18 protein-coding genes are annotated in these 18922 nt (G+C 36.5%); 13 read left to right on the top strand and 5 right to left on the bottom strand.

Annotated features, from left to right (window positions below; genetic code table 11):
• Window position 1: 1 nt before the first annotated feature.
• Genes mreC through rodA form a run of 4 tightly spaced genes read left to right on the top strand, consistent with a single transcriptional unit; the run spans window position 2 to window position 4544 of the window.
• A complete protein-coding gene (gene mreC, locus ACO052_RS07985; RefSeq protein WP_422107482.1) occupies window positions 2-823 on the top strand; it encodes a rod shape-determining protein MreC in 822 nt (273 codons plus the stop codon).
• Window positions 816-1322 (top strand): rod shape-determining protein MreD, encoded by a 507-nt coding sequence (locus ACO052_RS07980; protein WP_422107481.1) that lies wholly within the window; start codon window positions 816-818, stop codon window positions 1320-1322. The genes mreC and ACO052_RS07980 overlap by 8 nt, the downstream gene beginning before the upstream one ends.
• Window positions 1319-3259 (top strand): penicillin-binding protein 2, encoded by a 1941-nt coding sequence (gene mrdA / locus ACO052_RS07975; protein WP_422107480.1) that lies wholly within the window; start codon window positions 1319-1321, stop codon window positions 3257-3259. The genes ACO052_RS07980 and mrdA overlap by 4 nt, the downstream gene beginning before the upstream one ends.
• A 4-nt stretch (window positions 3260-3263) precedes the next feature.
• A complete protein-coding gene (gene rodA / locus ACO052_RS07970) occupies window positions 3264-4544 on the top strand; it encodes a rod shape-determining protein RodA (RefSeq protein WP_422107479.1) in 1281 nt (426 codons plus the stop codon).
• A gap of 55 nt (window positions 4545-4599) precedes the next feature.
• Here rodA and ACO052_RS07965 read toward each other — a convergent pair whose 3' ends face one another.
• The 3 genes from ACO052_RS07965 to ACO052_RS07955 all read right to left on the bottom strand — a co-directional run bounded on the left by ACO052_RS07965 (window position 4600) and on the right by ACO052_RS07955 (window position 9149).
• Window positions 4600-4809: a PLDc N-terminal domain-containing protein gene (locus ACO052_RS07965; protein ID WP_422107478.1), complete on the bottom strand. Its 210-nt coding sequence runs from the start codon at window positions 4807-4809 to the stop codon at window positions 4600-4602.
• Window positions 4810-4900: 91 nt separating this feature from the next.
• Window positions 4901-6337: an NADP-dependent isocitrate dehydrogenase gene (locus ACO052_RS07960; RefSeq protein ID WP_422107477.1), complete on the bottom strand. Its 1437-nt coding sequence runs from the start codon at window positions 6335-6337 to the stop codon at window positions 4901-4903.
• 178 nt (window positions 6338-6515) lie between these two features.
• Window positions 6516-9149 carry a valine--tRNA ligase gene (locus ACO052_RS07955; RefSeq protein WP_422107476.1) on the bottom strand — a complete coding sequence of 878 codons (2634 nt, stop codon included), beginning with the start codon at window positions 9147-9149 and terminating at the stop codon, window positions 6516-6518.
• 186 nt (window positions 9150-9335) lie between these two features.
• On the opposite strand from ACO052_RS07955, the gene ACO052_RS07950 reads away from it, so the two are divergent.
• A complete protein-coding gene (locus ACO052_RS07950; protein WP_422108057.1) occupies window positions 9336-9764 on the top strand; it encodes a DUF1573 domain-containing protein in 429 nt (142 codons plus the stop codon).
• 34 nt (window positions 9765-9798) lie between these two features.
• Here the strand turns inward: ACO052_RS07950 and ACO052_RS07945 are convergent, their stop codons facing one another.
• A complete protein-coding gene (locus tag ACO052_RS07945; RefSeq protein WP_422107475.1) occupies window positions 9799-11154 on the bottom strand; it encodes an aspartyl protease family protein in 1356 nt (451 codons plus the stop codon).
• Between the two features lie 115 nt (window positions 11155-11269).
• On the opposite strand from ACO052_RS07945, the gene ACO052_RS07940 reads away from it, so the two are divergent.
• The 4 genes from ACO052_RS07940 (at window position 11270) to ACO052_RS07925 (ending at window position 14899) form a co-directional block, all read left to right on the top strand.
• A complete protein-coding gene (locus ACO052_RS07940; RefSeq protein WP_422107474.1) occupies window positions 11270-12460 on the top strand; it encodes a pyridoxal phosphate-dependent aminotransferase in 1191 nt (396 codons plus the stop codon).
• Entirely contained in the window at window positions 12461-13474 is a 1014-nt protein-coding gene (gene murB, locus ACO052_RS07935; RefSeq protein WP_422107473.1) for a UDP-N-acetylmuramate dehydrogenase, read from the top strand. It begins immediately after the preceding gene.
• Between the two features lie 89 nt (window positions 13475-13563).
• Window positions 13564-14097: an RNA polymerase sigma factor gene (locus ACO052_RS07930; RefSeq protein ID WP_422107472.1), complete on the top strand. Its 534-nt coding sequence runs from the start codon at window positions 13564-13566 to the stop codon at window positions 14095-14097.
• A gap of 10 nt (window positions 14098-14107) precedes the next feature.
• Window positions 14108-14899 carry an anti-sigma factor gene (locus ACO052_RS07925; protein WP_422107471.1) on the top strand — a complete coding sequence of 264 codons (792 nt, stop codon included), beginning with the start codon at window positions 14108-14110 and terminating at the stop codon, window positions 14897-14899.
• A gap of 71 nt (window positions 14900-14970) precedes the next feature.
• Here ACO052_RS07925 and aqpZ read toward each other — a convergent pair whose 3' ends face one another.
• The gene (gene aqpZ, locus ACO052_RS07920) at window positions 14971-15657 is read right to left on the bottom strand and encodes an aquaporin Z (protein WP_422107470.1); all 687 of its coding nucleotides are present in this window, start codon (window positions 15655-15657) and stop codon (window positions 14971-14973) included.
• 135 nt (window positions 15658-15792) lie between these two features.
• On the opposite strand from aqpZ, the gene ACO052_RS07915 reads away from it, so the two are divergent.
• The 4 genes from ACO052_RS07915 to ACO052_RS07900 are packed head-to-tail and all read left to right on the top strand — an operon-like array spanning window position 15793 to window position 18895.
• A complete protein-coding gene (locus tag ACO052_RS07915) occupies window positions 15793-15996 on the top strand; it encodes a membrane or secreted protein (RefSeq protein WP_111682035.1) in 204 nt (67 codons plus the stop codon).
• 6 nt (window positions 15997-16002) lie between these two features.
• On the top strand, window positions 16003-17115 hold the full coding sequence (locus ACO052_RS07910; RefSeq protein WP_422107469.1) for a glycosyltransferase: 1113 nt from the start codon (window positions 16003-16005) through the stop codon (window positions 17113-17115).
• Window positions 17106-17651, top strand: coding sequence for an RNA polymerase sigma factor (locus tag ACO052_RS07905; RefSeq protein WP_422107468.1), 546 nt, complete (start codon window positions 17106-17108; stop codon window positions 17649-17651). The genes ACO052_RS07910 and ACO052_RS07905 overlap by 10 nt, the downstream gene beginning before the upstream one ends.
• A complete protein-coding gene (locus ACO052_RS07900; protein WP_422107467.1) occupies window positions 17651-18895 on the top strand; it encodes an NRAMP family divalent metal transporter in 1245 nt (414 codons plus the stop codon). Before ACO052_RS07905 ends, ACO052_RS07900 begins: the two co-directional genes overlap by 1 nt.
• Window positions 18896-18922: the final 27 nt, after the last annotated feature.

Below are 18922 nucleotides of genomic sequence, written 5' to 3'. Positions count from 1 at the left end.
AATGCAACAAATCATCAATTTTGTTATACGAAACAAAACCTTTCTGTTGTTTTTTTTACTTTTTAGTGTTGCTTTAGCTTTAACCATCCAATCGCATTCTTACCATAGAAGTAAGTTTATAAATTCTGCAAATAGCATTACTGGAGGTGTCTATGGTCTTTCAAATTCGATTGACCGCTATTTTGGCCTAGACAAAGAGAATAGGATCTTAGCCGAAGAAAATAAACGACTGCGAGAAGCTTTACTCAACTTAAACGTTTCGGTTAGTGATTCATCTATAGACACCACTTATTCGGATAGAATTTATAGGGTCAAAACGGCAGAAGTTTATAAAAACAGCTATTCAATGACCAACAATTATCTTACCATTAACAAAGGTCGTAATGACAGTATTAAGGAAGATTTTGGTGTCATTACTTCTAAAGGTATTGTTGGAATTATTGATAATACCTCAGCAAATTATTCAAGAGTACTTTCTATTCTAAGTAAAAAAAGTAGAATTAATGCCAAGATAAAATTGACTGACCATAGAGGATCTTTAAAATGGGATGGCCGTTCTCCGCATTATACACAACTTGAAGATATTTCAACTTTTGCTCCTGTCAAAGTTGGAGATACCATAGAGACTGGAGGGGAGTCTTCAATTTTTCCCAAAGGTATTGGTATTGGTGTCGTAGAGAGCTTTGAGAAAGATATGAGTGGTGACACCTACACGATACAAGTAAAGTTGTTCAACGATATGACAAATATCGGTACCATTTACATCCTAGAAAATTTAGATAGAACAGAAATCATATCCCTAGAAAACGATAGTAATGAATAGTGTTTTGGGTATAAATAGTGTTCGATTTATCGCCTTGCTTTTGGTACAGGTTGTGATTTGCAGTAATATTAACTTTTTGGGATATGTCAATCCTTATATCTATATCATTTTTATTTTTCTATTCCCCATAAGAGATGATAGAATGATTTTATTGCTATCGAGCTTTTTATTGGGTATGTCAATTGATATGTTTCTAGATTCTGGTGGTGTACATGCAGCAGCTTCAGTCTTCTTAGCTTATGTCAGACCGATACTTTTAAAAACATCTTTTGGTATGTTATATGAACACCAAAGCATTAAATTTAGTAATACAGATTTAGGGAGCCTTCTCACCTACGTGACCTTTGGTACTTTAATACATCATCTTATCCTCTTTTCTCTAGAAGTTTTTAACATCTCCAACATACTTTTAATATTTAAAAAGACGTTATTCTCCAGTATTTTCACTATAATACTTTGTATCTTGATTGTAATTTTGTTTAGTCGAAATAAGAAATGAGAAAACTTTTACTCTTAACTACCGTTACTCTTGTCGGTTTAATCTTTATAGCACGTTTATTCTATTTACAGGTATATGGTGGTTATGAGTATGACGTTTTTGAAGACAGCGCCATAAAAGAAGAATATACCTATCCAAAGCGCGGCTATGTTTATGATAGAAATGGCAAACTTTTAGTGGCTAATCAGCCGTCGTATGATGTTATGGTCATCCCTAGGGATGTGGAACCTTTATCAGATGAGGAGTTAGATGAATTTTGTAGCTTATTAAAAATATCTAGAGAAGACTATGATAAAAAGTTGGAGCGCGCTCATAATTACTCTCCAAGATTGCCTTCCCCATTTGTACCACAACTTTCTAAAACAGATTATGCTGTACTTCAGGAAAAAATGTGGAAATATGTTGGGTTTTACATTCAAAAACGTTCGTTAAGGTCTTATCAAACGACTATAGGGGCCAATGTGTTAGGTGATATCGGAGAGGTCAATCGCACCATTATAAAAAAACAGCCTTATTACAGATTAGGTGATCTTATTGGTAAGCAAGGTGTTGAAAAAACCTATGAAAAAACACTTCGAGGGGTAAAAGGCATCAAATTCATCCAAAAGGACAGATTTAACAAAGACATAGGCCCGTTTAAAGAAGGGAAATGGGACACACTACCTGTACCTGGAAAAGATATCACTATAACCATAGATGCCAAACTACAAGCATATGGCGAACTTCTAATGACTAATAAGCGCGGTGGTATCGTCGCCATTGAACCTAGTTCGGGCGAAATCTTAGCCATGGTATCAGGACCATCATACAATCCCAATTTATTAGTGGGAAGGGACCGCTCGAAAAACTTCAATAAGCTCTTTAAGGACAGCATTGCAAAACCTTTATTCGATAGAGGTTTACAAGCCATGTACCCACCTGGATCACCATTTAAAACCCTGAATGCCCTTATAGCACTTCAGGAAGGTGTAGTGACTACCGAAGAACGTTTTAGTTGTGCGATGGGTTATCGTTATGGCAATAGAAAAATGGGTTGTCATGTCCATAGAAGCCCCGCAAATATGAATATTGGTATTTATGAATCTTGTAACGCCTATTTCGCAAACGTCTACAGGCGAATTATTGACAAATACGATTCACCAGCAGAGGGCATGGACAATTGGAGCAAACACATAAAAAGTTTTGGCTTGGGCAATTACCTTAACAATGATCTTTCTGTAGGCCAACCAGGAAAAGTACCTTCAGCAGGAACTTATGATAGAGGCTATGGCAAAAATAGATGGTACACCACGTTTACCATATCTAATGCTATTGGTCAAGGAGAAGTTTTGGCCACGCCTATCCAATTGGCTAATATGGCAGCTGCTATTGGCAATCGCGGTTACTTCTACACCCCGCATATTATCAAAAATATTGAAGGAGAACCTATTCCTGACCAATTTACCACCCCGAGATATACAACCATTGACAAACAACATTTTGAACCTGTCATCCAAGGTATGTTTGATGTTTACAACAAAGGTACTGCGGATATGCTTCGTGTAAAAGGTATAGACATTTGTGGTAAAACAGGTACTGCCGAAAATTTTGCCATAATTGACAGTGTAAAAACCCAGTTAACAGACCATTCGATCTTCGTAGCCTTTGCTCCAAAGGATAACCCTAAAATAGCTATAGCCGTATTTGTGGAGAACGGCTATTTTGGGAGTCGATTTGCAGGAAGAATGGCTAGCCTTATGATTGAGTATTATATCAAAGGTGAAATAACGAGAAAGGATATGGAGAATTTTGTATTACGCTACTCTCTAGAACATGAGTACCAAAAGCCTTTCTCAAACGAACCTTTTGGCATCAACCGGCAAACAACGCTCGACGCTATTGATGAAAAAGCGTTTCAAAATCTTTTAAAGCTGAAAGCCGAAATACCGAAGTCATAAATTAATGCTAAGAGAAAATCAAAGACGGTTTAAATTTGACTGGCTTACAATAATCTTGTTTTTGTTGTTAGTGGGTTTTGGATATGTTAATATCTTGTCAGCCTCCCATATTGGAGATATCACCAGCTATTTTGACACCTCACAACTTTATGGCAAGCAACTTATTTTTATAGGTCTGGCCTTTGTATTAATTATTCTTATACTTTCGTTTGAAGCCAAATTTTACGAAAGGTTTGCCAGCATTATATACTTGGTAGCCATCTTATCGTTAATCGGTTTGTTTGTTTTTGGCAAGGATGTTAATGGTGCGCGCTCTTGGTACGGTATTGGGAGTATGACCATTCAGCCCAGTGAGTTTGCCAAATTTGCCACGGCGTTGGCAGTGGCCAAATATATAAGTGATTTGCAAACCAATATGCAAACTTTGAAGGATCAAATACGTGTTGCAGCAATCATTTTTGTTCCCGCTTTGCTCATTTTACTTCAAAATGACGCCGGTAGCACTATAGTTTATTTAGCCTTTTTCTTTGTGTTTTATAGAGAAGGGCTGCAACAAGTTTATCTTATTGTTGCTTTGTCATTCATTGCTTTGGCTGTTCTCGCCTTAAAATATGGAATTTTGATTACAGCAATAGCTACGACTCTAGTTTTGGTTTCACGCTATTTTTTCAGAAAGAAGAAACGCGCTTCAATACTTCAATATGTCGTAGTTTTATTAGTAGCTCTTGGGTTCTCTTACGGTGTAAAATTGTTCTATGAGCATGGTTTAAAAGTCCATCAACAAAATAGGATTTCCATTTTTCTGAGATTAGAAAAAGATCCTGTTAAATTAGAACAAATGCGCAAAAGAGAGGCCTATAACCTCATCCAATCTGAACAAGCTATAAGCTCGGGCGGATTAACAGGCAAGGGATTTATGCAAGGTACACGAACTACTGGAAAGTTTGTTCCTGAACAAGAAACGGATTATATTTTTAGTACCGTTGGTGAAGAATGGGGATTTTTGGGCAGTAGTACAGTCGTCATTTTATTTGTGCTACTCATCATAAGAATTTTATATCTGGCCGAGGCTCAGAAGTCACAATTCAGTCGTGTATATGGTTATGGGGTCGCCTCTATCCTCTTTGTGCATTTTACCATTAATATCGGAATGGTTATGGGGTTAATACCCACAGTCGGGATTCCACTTCCATTTTTCAGTTACGGTGGTTCCGGACTTTGGGGCTTCACCATTTTACTCTTTATTTTTGTTAAGTTAGATAGCAACAAAATCAATGAGTGGTAATAAAAAAGACCGCCTTAGTTAGACGGCCTCTTTTTTCCGGAAATTTAGCTACTAATCAAAATTCGGATATGTTCTTTGTTTTAAAGGTTATTGACATGATATAAAAAAAGACACCAAGCACAGGTAAAAACAACAATAATACTAACCAGACTATTTTACTCTTAAGATTCCTCTGTGACCTAAGCACAACAATACACAGAAGTAGAATAATTAGTATGTAACAACCTATGAAAAAATTTACCAATCTTGAATCTACCAATGTCATGGTGCCTTTTTACTTTTAACTTACATTCCAAGGGTTACATAACTAACTCTATTAATATCTTTTTCCTTGGAATGTAAGTTTTGAAAACTTCCTACTGTCCTTGCCCCAAAGAGTAACCCCTTACTCCGTCGAACGTGTATAAGTTTTCTGTTTTAATCGCATCTATGCCATAATCCATAGCTGCTTGTAATACCTCTATAATTTTTCTTTTTGACAATTCTTCCCCATCTTTTGCAGAATATCTGCATCTCCAATGATCTGTACAAAAGGTTTCCTCAAAACCATTTGGCCAAACTTTAATACCTCTGTTGGTAATCATTGAAAGTTCCAGCTCATCGTTATTGAGTTGCTGCAATTTTTCCGCAAGTAGATTGGCATCATAGCCATGCCAATCCACGAATAAATCGACTCCTACAACTTTTTTATTCTTTGAAGGTTTTCTTTGATATTTAGGTAAAATCAATGGTGTACTATCTTCGAATCTTACTTCTGGTAGCTGCTTCGGCTTTTTACCTAAGTTTGCAATAACAGCTTCCGCAAATTCCTTGGTACCCACACGCTTTGTACTCATGACTGGGTCGTAAATATCATTGGTATGTACTCCATCTTCAATAGTTCTTAGCCAAGCATTCTGGATGTTCTCGGCAACATCACTCTGACCAATGTGATTGAGCATCATTACGGCACCATTTATCAAACCAGATGGGTTAGCCATATTTTTACCCGCAATGTCCGGAGCAGAACCGTGAATAGCTTCAAACATAGCACATTCTTGTCCTATATTAGCTGATCCTGCTAAACCTACTGAACCTGTAATTTGTGCTGCAATATCTGACATAACATCACCGTAAAGGTTAGGCATGACAATAACGTCAAAATCTTCAGGAGAATCTGCTAGTAGTGCAGCTCCTATATCCACGATCCAATGTTCATTGATGATTTCTGGATAACGCGAAGCCACTTCATCAAACACTTGATGAAAAAGACCATCGGTTTGCTTCATTATGTTGTCTTTGGTAAAGCAAGTGACCTTTTTTCTACCGTATTTTTTGGCGTACTCAAAAGCATAGGTCACAATTTTTTCGCAACCAGGGCGACTAATGAGTTTTAAGCATTGTACCACCTCGTCGGTTTGCTGATGCTCGATCCCAGCATATAAATCTTCTTCATTTTCTCTTATGATGACCACATCCATATCGGGATGCTTTGTGGTAACAAAAGGATGTAAACTACGGCAGGGTCTTACATTAGAGTATAAACCCAAGGTTTTTCTCATAGTTACATTTAAACTTTTATAACCACCACCTTGAGGCGTCGTTATCGGTGCTTTAAGTAAGACCTTGTTTTTTCTAATGGTTTCCCAGGCCTCATCGGATATGCCGGTAGAATTGCCGGACAAATATACTTTTTCACCAACTTCGATTTCCTCGAAGGTTATATCAGCTCCTGCTGCAGAAAGAATGTTGAGTGTAGCGTCCATGATTTCTGGACCTATACCATCGCCTTTTGCTAAAGACACTTTTATCATAATTGCATGTTAATTGATTTGCTATGCAAAGATGATACTCATTTCCCATATATTTTTATATATGTTTTTTATGATATATATAAATAATATTTATAGAAAACGTTTTCGTAGTAGGTAATATCTGAAGTTTTATTGATTTATGGCCATAAGTCGGCTCAAAAATTTTAGGAAATTTTAACTAATTAAGACTGTCTAAGCTCGCTTTTATCGTTTCAATTTTAGCTATGGCATCCGCTTCTTTTTTCTTTTCAGAAGCGACTACCTGTTCTGGAGCATTGTTGACAAAACGTTCATTCGATAGCTTTTTCTGGACAGATCTTAAAAAGCCTTCTGTATAATTCAACTCATCCGTAAGTTTTTTAATTTCAGCCTCAATATCGATACTCCCCTCCATCGGAATAAAATATTCATTTGATTTAACACGATACGTCAAGGCCCCTTCAACAGCTTCAGAAACATAGTCAAAACTATCAAGATTACCCATTTTGGTAATAACCTCGTCAAACGTTCCGCTCATATTTTCATTGTTTACTACTGAAAAACCTATAGATTCTTTAAAGGCAATATTTTTTTGCTTTCTTATATTTCTAATACCCGAAATCACCTCAGCTGCAAAATCAAATTCAGCTATTAGCTCCTCATTAATTGTGGTATATTCTGGCCAAGTTGATATAATTAAGGCCTCTTCTGATGAGCGCTCTTCAATAAATTGCCAAATCTCCTCAGTTAAGAATGGCATAAAGGGATGAAGAATCCTTAAGTTGTTCTCAAATAGCCTTATCACTTCATTGTATGTTACTTTATCTATTGGCTTTTGATAGGCAGGTTTTACAATTTCTAACAACCATGAAGCAAAATCATCCCAAATCAGCTTATATGTAGCCATAAGTGCGTCACTTAGGCGATACTTACTAAAATGATCTTCTATCTCTGCCATGGTTTTCTGAAACTTAGATTCGAACCATTCAATAGCTATTTTACTAGAGTTAGGTTGCGGTATCGTATCATCTATATTCCAGCCTTTGACCAATCTGAAGGCATTCCATATTTTATTGGCAAATTGCTTTCCTTGTTGGCATAGCGCCTCATCAAACATCAAATCGTTCCCTGCTGCCGAACTTAAAAGCAATCCAACCCTAACTCCGTCCGCTCCATATTCTTCAATCAGTTTAAGAGCATCTGGAGAGTTCCCCAACTGCTTACTCATTTTGCGACGTTGCTTATCCCTTACCAATCCCGTTAAATACACATTTTCGAAAGGACGCTCGTCTCTATATTCATAGCCTGCAATAATCATACGCGCTACCCAAAAGAAGAGAATATCGGGACCTGTCACCAAATCATTAGTGGGGTAGTAATAGGCAACTTCTTTATTTTCTGGGTGTCGTATGCCATCAAAAACAGTCATGGGCCATAACCAAGAACTAAACCAAGTGTCAACGACATCCGAATCTTGTCTTAAATCTGAAGTTTGAAGTTCTGGATTTGCCGTTTCCTCTTTAGCTAATTCAAGGGCTGCTTCCAAAGTTTCTGCCACCACAAAATCTTCTTTCCCATCGCCGTAGTAATAAGCAGGTATTTGCTGCCCCCAAAGTAGTTGGCGCGATATATTCCAATCGCGAATGTTCTCCATCCAATGCCTATAGGTATTTTCAAATTTCTTAGGAAACAATTTTACTTCATCCGTCTTGAGAACCGCATCTATTGCAGGTTTAGCCAAATCTTCCATCTTCAAAAACCACTGGTCACTTAACCTGGGTTCAATAATGGCTTTTGTACGCTCAGAAATACCGACACGATTGGTATAATCTTCAATTTTATCTATTTGTCCTAAGGTCTCCAACTCTTTTACAATAGCCTTGCGCACCACAAAACGATCCTGCCCTTCATAATGTAAACCGTAACTATTTAGTGTAGCATCTTCATTAAAAATATCAATAACTTCAAGATCGTGCTTATCCCCCAAAACCTTATCATTTTCATCATGGGCCGGTGTTACCTTTAAACAACCTGTACCAAACTCCACATCTACATAGTCGTCTTCAATAATCGGAATGACGCGATTACAAATGGGGACGATGGCTTTTTTACCTTTTAAACTTTGATGTCTTGGATCCTCAGGATTGATACAAATCGCTGTATCTCCGAGAATCGTCTCAGGACGTGTTGTCGCAATGGTTAAGGTAGTATCAGACCCTTCAATTTTGTAATTGACATAATAAAGTTTACCCTGTTTTTCAATGTACTCTACTTCTTCGTCAGATAGTGTCGTCTTAGCTTCAGGGTCCCAGTTTACCATCCGGTATCCGCGATAGATCAGGCCTTTGTTATATAAATCGACAAAGACCTTAATAACGGCCTCCGACATGTCGTCATCCATAGTAAACTTTGTACGCTCCCAATCGCAAGAACAGCCCAACTTTTTAAGCTGCTCTAAAATAACACCGCCATATTCCTCTTTCCATTCCCAGGCATGCTCTAAAAACTCCTCACGAGTTAGATCGTTTTTATCGATGCCTTCCGCCTTTAATTTGGCGACTACTTTGGCCTCAGTGGCGATAGAAGCATGATCCGTTCCAGGTACCCAACATGCATTTTTCCCTAATAGCCTCGCGCGTCGTATCAACACATCTTGAATGGTATTATTTAGCATATGCCCCATGTGAAGTACACCCGTTACATTTGGAGGAGGAATGACTATGGTATAGGCTTCTCTTTCGTCTGGTGTGGAGTGAAAATAATTGTGCTCCATCCAGTAGTCATACCACTTTTTCTCAACTGACAAGGCGTTATATTTAGACGGGATTTCCATATTTTGGTATCGTTTTTGCTAAGTAACTGACAAAAGTACTTATATTTCTTTTTTTGAAAAATTATTAGGTGGTTATTATAGATTAAAAACACCAAATACTGTTAAATGCTATGTAATACATCTAATTAATTTTGAGGAGAATAAAAAAGTAAGTAGTTTTGAGACTATCAATAAAAAACTAAAATGATGAAAAATTTAATAGCTATCTTATTTATAGGTTTGGTCAGTTTAGGATCTTTTGCCCAAGAAAAGAAAGTAGCCAAAATAGAGTTCAAGACCACTGTTATTGATTACGGAACCATAGAAAAAGGATCTGATGGAGTAAGAACGTTCGAATTTACAAATACGGGTAATGCTCCCTTGGTCATATCTAATGTAAAATCAACTTGTGGATGCACAGTACCAAAAAAACCTAAAAAACCGATTATGCCTGGTAAAACTGGAGAAATCGAAGTTAAATACGATACAAATCGTGTTAACCCCATTAGAAAAACAATCACTGTTTTTTCTAATGCTGAAACGCCTACAGTAGCCCTTAAAATAAAAGGATTAGTCGTAGACCCTAATAAAACTAGTGTCTTAGAAAAGAAAGAAAAAAGTATGATAGAGCAATAAATATCATGTACTTTTAAAGTATTTTAATGAGCCCTCAATTTGAGGGCTCATTTTTTGTAAAAGCCGTATCTAGTTTGAATTTAAATGTCATTGTTTCACCATTACGCTCCACCTTTAGTTTAATATTTTTCCCGGTTCGACCGTGAAAAACAGCGTTGACCTCGGGCAACTTATAATCGTAGACCTCCTTTCCATTAACACTTATCAAAATATCACCTACCCTCAACCCCGCAGCAAAAGCGTTGGATGATTCCCTTAATTCAACGATTTCGTATATCGGTTTTAAAGCAATCCTATAATCTACGGAAAGATCTATTTGTACAGCACTATTAGTTCCGCTATAATTAGAATACTTACTCGAGGAAGGTAATCTAATTTTCTCCCTTACAAACCGCGTACCATTGAACTCCAAAACGATACCGCTATTGTTATAGGTAAAGGCATGCTTGAATAAACTATTCTTTTTAAGGTGTAATTCCTGATTGCTATAGTCAAAAAATAAATTAAATCGCTTTAATATATCACCTCCTAAACTCCCATTTCTTTCCTTGTAGACTCTTGTCAAATCAATCGAGAGGGTATCTGGATAGGCCACATTAACATGATCTAGATTAAAATCATTCAATTTAAAGGTTTTAACTTTAGACCTTTTGCCATAAACCGACCCACTAAGCCCCTTACCTAAATAATCCATAAAGAACATATCTTTATTGGGCTTAAGACCCTCCTCATTTTCAAATAGCCACAAGGCGTCGCTACTACCCGTATCTATAAGAAGTTTAACGGGTTTCTCATCATCATTAATTATAACCTCTGCATCTATGTAAGGCTTTTTGCGATAAATCTCTATAGGTACCTTGCGCCATTTCTTCGACGTTTTGGGTTTAAACGTTTTTGGGTGATGAAGCCTTATATATTTAGAGTTGTAATTAATCTCTACTATAAAATCCTTAAAAACATCGTAACCAATAATGCCATGAACCAAAACACCGAGTCTTGGTGTAAAATCAATGGAGCTATCAAAAACCACATAAAGGTCCATGTTTTGCCCAGTCACATCACCAATTCTAAATTTATTGCCACTAGACTTTAGTGCTTCCAATTTGCCATCACCACCTAGGCCATGCAAATAAAAGGTTTTCGTATTTTTTAAGCTCAATGAATCATTTTCAGTTAACTTAAACAGGATCGGCTTACTAACCCCAGTATCTAAAACGAAGGATAAGGTAACCCCATTGATCTCTACAGGAATAAGAATGAGATTACTGACAAATTCAAAGTTAATTTTTTTACTGACATCATTCTTAAGGAAGAAATTACCCTGAGCATTTGATAGCCAAATGTTTAAGCTCAAAAAAAGCAAGAGTATGTACTTAAAAAGTAGTTTCAAATTTGATTGATTTAATAATCAAGTTACAAATCTTTGCGGTATGTGGTATTTTAAACATCATTTTTTACATAAACTTTAAGAAATTTCAGAAATTTGCATTCTAAACATTACAACGATGCCAAAAATTTCAAAAAAGGGTATTGCTATGCCTGAATCGCCTATAAGGAAATTGGTACCTTTTGCCGAAGAAGCTCACAAACAAGGAAAAACCGTTTATTATCTCAACATAGGTCAACCGGATATAAAAACCCCACCTCTAGCCTTAGAGGCCATTAAAACAAGTACCCTAGATGTTTTGGCCTATTCACGGTCTGAAGGATCTGAAGCATACAGAAAGAAAATTGCAAAATATTACGACCGCAATTCTATTGATGTCTCGCATAACGATATTATAGTAACTACAGGAGGTAGCGAAGCCTTACTGTTTGCCTTCGGTAGTATTATGGATCAAAATGATGAAATTATTATCCCAGAGCCTTTTTATGCCAATTACAATGGCTTTTCAACGGCCTCAGGCATCAATGTTGTTCCTGTGATATCTAAGATTGAAAACAATTTTGCACTACCGCCAATCGAGGAATTCGAAAAATTAATTACCTCAAAAACCAAAGCTATTCTCATTTGTAATCCTGGAAACCCAACGGGCTATTTATATTCAAAAGAGGAAATCAAAAAACTAGCGGCAATAGTCAAAAAACACGATTTGTTTTTGATTGCAGACGAGGTCTATAGAGAATTTGTCTATGATGGTATTTCGCACTACTCCATTCTCGAAGAACCTGGCTTAGAGCAACATGCTATTGTTATCGATTCGGTGTCGAAACGCTATAGTATGTGTGGAGCGCGAATAGGCTATTTGGTTTCAAAAAATAAAGATGTTATAAGTACGGCCTTAAAATTTGCTCAAGCTCGGCTAAGTCCACCAACATTAGCTCAAATTGCTAGTGAGGCAGCTTTAGATACGCCGCAGAGTTATTTTGATGATGTTAAGGAGGAATATGTGAAACGCAGAAATACACTTATTGAAGGCTTAGAGCGTATCCCTGGTGTAAAAGTAGCCAAACCCAATGGTGCTTTCTATTGTATTGCCGAATTACCAGTAAAAAATTCAGATGATTTTGCTAAGTGGCTATTAGAATCGTTCGATTATGAAAATAGTACGGTAATGGTGGCTCCAGCTGCAGGTTTCTACTCCACGCCAGGTGTTGGTTTAAACCAGATTAGAATTGCATATGTTTTAAACGAAGATCGTTTAAAAACCGCTGTGAAAATACTAACAGAAGCTCTAAAAGTTTACAAGGACTAAATGACCCTGAGAAAAAATGTTTCATTAAAATCGTACAACACCTTTGGTATTGATGTCAAAGCACATTTGTTTTGCGATATCTCTACGATAGAAGCGCTGAAGTATCACTTGGCAGCACAGCACGGTAACCCTTTGTTTATTCTTGGTGGTGGAAGCAATATGCTTCTTACTAAAGATATTGAAGCCCTAGTATTTCATATCAATCTTAAAGGCATTGAAATTATCAGTGAAACCGACGATAAGGTCATTGTGAAAGCTATGGCCGGCGAGAATTGGCATGAATTTGTACTTTGGTGCCTAAAGCACAATTATGCCGGTATTGAAAACCTCTCATTGATTCCAGGCAATGTCGGAACTGCCCCTATTCAAAACATTGGAGCCTATGGTGTAGAACTTAAAGACGTTTTTTTGAGTTGCGATGCTGTCGATATCCAAAACCAAGATACAAGAACATTTACTAAGGCAGACTGTAAATTTGGGTATAGAGATTCTGTGTTTAAACAGGAATTAAAAGGACAATATATCATTACAAGTGTTACCCTCGAGCTCGAAAAAACGAATCACAAACTACATATGGATTATGGTGCTATAAAGCAGCAATTGAACGATTCTGGTATTGTTAAACCGACTATTAAAGACATATCAGACGCCGTTATTGCCATAAGACAAAGTAAACTACCAGATCCAAAAAAAATCGGTAATAGTGGTAGTTTTTTCAAAAATCCGGTAATTAGTATAGATCAATTCAAAAAATTACAGAACAGTTTCCCTCAAGTGCCATCTTATAAAGTTTCTGAGGAGATGATAAAAGTACCGGCAGGTTGGCTCATTGAAAAAGCTGGTTTTAAAGGCAAACGCTTTAATGACTATGGGGTACACAATAAACAGGCCTTGGTTTTGGTTAATTATGGCGACGCCAATGGAAGCGATATTCATGAATTGGCACTGTTAATCCAAAAAACCATAAAACGAATCTTTGATATTACTATTGAAACAGAAGTGAATATCATATAAAATTAAGCCTGCAACTTGTATTTGAGTATATTTACATCTATAAACCCGCAATCGAATCATAGACCAATCAACCAAACGATTTTAAAACTTTGAGCATTACTTCAACAGAACAAAAAATAATCGATTTACTTGAAAAAGGTGATAAGCGCGCTTTAAATCTTCTTTACGAACACTATTCGAGCAGTCTTTATGGTGTGATTTTAAAAATTACCATAAATGAAGAAATAGCCGAAGATGCCTTACAGGAGACCTTTATAAAGGTATGGAAGAATGCGCACAAATATGATTCTACTAAGGCTAAATTATTTACATGGTTGTTTAGAATAGCACGTAATACAGCCATAGATAAATTACGAAGTTTTAATAATCGTTTTCAGAAAGAAGTCCAAATCGACACTTCTAACGTATATATCTTACCGTCGAGCAATTTAAACCAAGATGTTTTGGATATTAAAGAACATGTTGGGCGGTTAGAAGAAAAGTACCAGATTGTTCTCGATGCCTTGTTTTTTCAGGGTATGACGCAACAAGAGGCCAGTGATGAGTTAGACATCCCTCTGGGTACTATAAAGTCGAGATTAAAAATAGGATTACGAGAACTTAAAAAAGTTTATAATCCATAAAGCCATTGATATGGAAACAAAATTACATAGCTTTTTAAATTCTAACCTACTTAACAAATATCTAGTAGGTGAAACTTCCTATGAAGAAACTAAGGAAGTAGAATTTTTTATCAATAATTATCCTGAGGCCGCAGAGGCTTATGAAAAACTTCAGAGTAATTTAGAATTGATTGCCAAGGCAGGCGCGGTTGATGTCCCTAATCATATATTAGGAAATATTTTAGATGCCTTAGAAGATACTAACGACACCAAGGTTATTCAATTAGTACAAAACAGAAAGACGCCTTGGTATAGTATTGCGGCTACTGCTGCTGCCGTATTATTTGCGGCGACGACATTTTTCTTATATCAAAAAAATCAAGGTTTGATCGATGAAAACAACGTCGTGGTTGAAGAGATTTATGACTTAAGAAGCGATATCGAAAAGAATAATACAATGCTAACGGAGTTATCTATCGAACTGAATAAATTGAACAATCCCGATGCCAGAAAATACATTATTAATGGTAATGAACGCGCTAAGGATTTAAAAACCGTCGCTTATATCAATCCTGTTGAAAAAACATCCATGATCGATGTGGTTACATTACCACAATTACCCGAAGATGAACACTATCAGATTTGGGCCGAATTACAAGATAGAATGGTTAAGTTGGGTATTCTTGACAAATCCGACCGTAAGCTCAAGCCTATTCCATATATGGAAGATGCTCTGGCCTTGAGTATTAAGATCGGTAAAAATGGGGACGCTCCTAATGAGAATAATACTGAAGTTGCTGAGATCTCTTTAAAAGAAGAATAATTGAACCTTTGATATAAATCAAAATAGGCACTCTTAGAAGTGCCTATTTTTTTGCTCTAATTTAATTAACGCTATTCTTTTTCAAAAAAGGCTTTGTGTATCACCCCACCTAAAATGGCGCCCGCAATTGGGGCCACCCAAAATAACCATACTTGTGACATGTAATTGCCATCAGCAAATATAGCTTGGCTCAAAGATCTCGCAGGGTTAACGGACGTATTCGTAATCGGAATACTGATAAGATGGATTAAAGTCAATGCCAAACCTATGGCAATAGGAGCAAAACCTTTAGGTGCTCTGGCATTAGTGCTTCCCAAAATGACCAATAAGAAAAAGGCTGTTAATACAATTTCGGCGACAAGAGCTGACATCATACTATAGCCTTCAGGGGAAAGCTCAGCATAACCATTGGCCGCAAAACCTCCTACAGTTTCAAATTCAGGTTTACCCGAAACAATGAGATACAATACTCCAGCAGCTGCAATAGCTCCAATAACCTGTACCAAGATATAACCAATTAAATCCTTAGCTTCAAATTTTCCACCAGCCCAAAGGCCTAAGGACACCGCGGGATTAAAATGAGCACCAGAAATATGTCCAACAGCATAAGCCATGGTCAATACAGTTAAACCAAAGGCCAATGATACGCCTACAAAACCAATACCTAATTCTGGAATTCCAGCAGCAAATATAGCGCTACCACAACCCCCAAATACAAGCCAAAACGTTCCGAAAAATTCAGCAAATAATTTTTTCATAATTAATAATTTATGAGTTAGTTAATACATATTTATTAGTCATGTGACACAAGAATTACGGATTAAGTCACAAGCCGATAAGGGGGAGAAATAAATGTAAAAGCATTATCTTTGCATTAAATTTAATAATTAAATATGAAATTACTACTGCTTACCCTTGGTATGTTAGCACTAGCTATCGCAGGAATAGCCATAAAACTTTGGGCAAAAAAAGATGGAGAATTTGCTGGCACCTGTGCTAGCCAAAATCCAATGCTCAATAGAGAGGGAGAAGCTTGTGGTTTTTGTGGAAAAACTCCGGACCAATTTAAAGACTGCAAAGAACCTCAACATTCATAGGTTTTAATGAGCTTTACAACAATACTCTTTTTTCTTTTTGCAGTCATTGTTGGTATACAGATCATTTATTATCTCACTTTCTTTTTTTCGTTTTCCATTAGCTCAGAAGATATACGGCTAAAAAAGCATACACCTATATCCGTTATTATATGTGCTAAGAATGAGGCCAAAAATTTAGAAAAAAACCTTCCTTCAATCTTAGAACAAGAGTATTCAAACTTTGAAGTCGTATTGATCAACGATGGCTCATCAGATCATACGCTGGAAGTCATGAAACGGTTTGAAGCTGAAAATGACATCGTTAAAATCGTCGATGTAAAAACTAATGAAACATTTTGGGGAAATAAAAAATATGCCCTAACGCTAGGCATCAAGGTATCTAAGAACGATTTTTTAGTCTTTACAGATGCCGATTGCATACCAAACTCCAAAAAGTGGTTAGCGCATTTAAGCAGTAAATTCAGCAGCAAAAAGAGCATTGTTTTGGGCTATGGTGCCCATGCTAAAAAACGATTGTCTTTTTTAAATCAATTGATACGTTTTGAAACCGTACTCACTGCTTTACAATACTTCTCATATGCCAAATTGGGCTTTCCTTACATGGGGGTAGGCCGAAATATGGCATATCGCAAAGAGCTCTTTTTCAACAATAACGGTTTTAATGGACATATGGCACTAAAATCGGGAGACGATGATCTCTTTATAAATGAAGTCGCCAACCATTCCAATACAGAGATTTGTGTTTCTAAAGAGAGTTTTACCATTTCAGAACCGAAAACTTCATTTAAAGATTGGATTTTACAAAAGCGCCGACATATTAGTACGGCTAAATATTATAAGACCAAGCATCAATTAGTATTAGGTTTGTTTTATTTGTCGCAATTGTTATTTTGGGTTTTAGGTATTATACTACTTTCTCTAAGCTATGATTGGTTATGGGTTGTACTACTTTTTGCGTTGCGTTTTGTTGTACAATTACTGAGTTTTGGGTTTACGGCTAGAAAGCTCGACGACGTTAACCTTATCTTTTTGGCGCCTCTTCTAGAATTATTTTTAATTAGTACGCAATTAAGTATCTTTATTGCTAATCTAATATCCACACCAAAGCATTGGAAATAAAAGACGTCATTAACAAAGCCAAACAAAATGATCAATTTGCGTTCAATGTTCTCTTAGATACATTTTGGAATGATGTGTATACCTTTCAATTAAAACGCACACAAAATGAAAATGATGCCGAGGATATTACGATTCAAACCTTTTCTAAAGCTTTTGACAAAATTAGTACCTACAACGACGATTTTAAGTTTAAAACTTGGCTCATCGCTATTTCCAAGAATATTCATATCGATTTAGTTAGAAAGCAAAAAAAGACCATCCGAAATACCTCAAAGGACAATGAAGAGCATTATTTAGAGATTATTGACGACTCCCCTACACCAGAGGACAAAATTATTACAGAACAGAATCTTGCCAAACTACTGAGAGATATAAAAAAACTGAAGCCTCATTACCAAGAAGTCATTAACCTAAGGTATTTCCAAGAACTAAGTTATAAGGAAATATCCGAAGAGCTAAAAGAACCCATTAATAATATCAAAGTGAAATTATTAAGGGCCAAAAAACTATTAGCCGCTATTATCACAAAAGCATAATGTTTTCTCAACTAAAAAAATTAGGCCCAGGCTTATTATTCGCTGGTGCAGCAATCGGAGTATCGCATTTGGTTCAGTCTACAAGAGCAGGAGCGGATTTTGGATTGGGCTTACTATGGGCACTACTATTGGTAAATTTATTTAAATATCCTTTTTTTCAATATGGACCAAGGTATGCATCAGCTACAGGCGAGAGTTTATTGGAGGGTTACCACAAATTAGGCAAAGGTATCTTAATCGCTTACTTTATTTTGACCTTTGCGACTATGTTTACCATCCAAACTGCAGTAACTATCGTAACTGCCGGTTTGGCCAATTCGCTTTTTGGAGACATTAGTATTTTGAATTTTGGTATCGAAAGTATCAGCAGTGTTGAAATATGGACCATTTTAATACTTTGTGTTTGCTTGTTTATCTTATTCCTTGGGAAATATAGCACTTTGGACAAGTTGATAAAGGTCATCATTATCACATTGACCATTAGTACTTTAATGGCCGTAATTTTTGCGTTTGCAGAATTTGACACTCCCATTGGATTTACGCAAATATGGCCTGAGAATAAGGAAGCCATCATATTCCTAATTGCCTTTATGGGTTGGATGCCCGCTCCTCTTGACATTTCGGTATGGCATTCTATTTGGGCTATAGAAAAGAAAAAAGATGAGGCTTCATTTTCCCCGAAAAGTGCATTGCTCGACTTTAACATTGGCTATCTGGGAGCCATCGTTTTGGGCATTGCTTTTGTCTGTCTTGGGTATTTTGTTATGTTTAATACAGGAGAATCATTTAGTGACAAAGCCTCTGAATTTTCGAATCAGTTGATAGACTTATATACCAAGAGTTTAGGTCAATGGGCGTATATTATTATAGGAATTGCCGCTTTCACAACCATGTTTAGCACTACAATAACTACATTAGATGCCTCGCCCAGAGCCATGTCTAGAACCTTAGAAATACTTCAAAATAAAAGCTTTAAAAAAGGGTATCTGTTATGGGTCTTGATCTTGGCATTTGGTACCATTCTCATCTTTTTTGCTTTTGTATCGAAAATGGGCTTATTGATAAAAATAGCTACAATTCTATCTTTTGTTACGGCTCCTTTCTATGCAATTATCAACTACAGATTAATGTCTAGCAAGCACACTCCTAAAGCATGGAGACCGAATTTAATACTACATATTTTATCATGGGCTGGTATACTTTTCTTGATAGGTTTTAGTGTTTGGTATCTCAGCATTCTCTGAAAATTTTTAATTAATTACTTCGTATCT

The organism is Winogradskyella sp., from assembly GCF_965228925.1.
Classification (GTDB): Bacteria; Bacteroidota; Bacteroidia; order Flavobacteriales; family Flavobacteriaceae; genus Winogradskyella.
The sequence above is the reverse complement of the archived record's forward strand: the minus strand, read 5'-3'. Positions and strand labels throughout refer to the sequence as shown.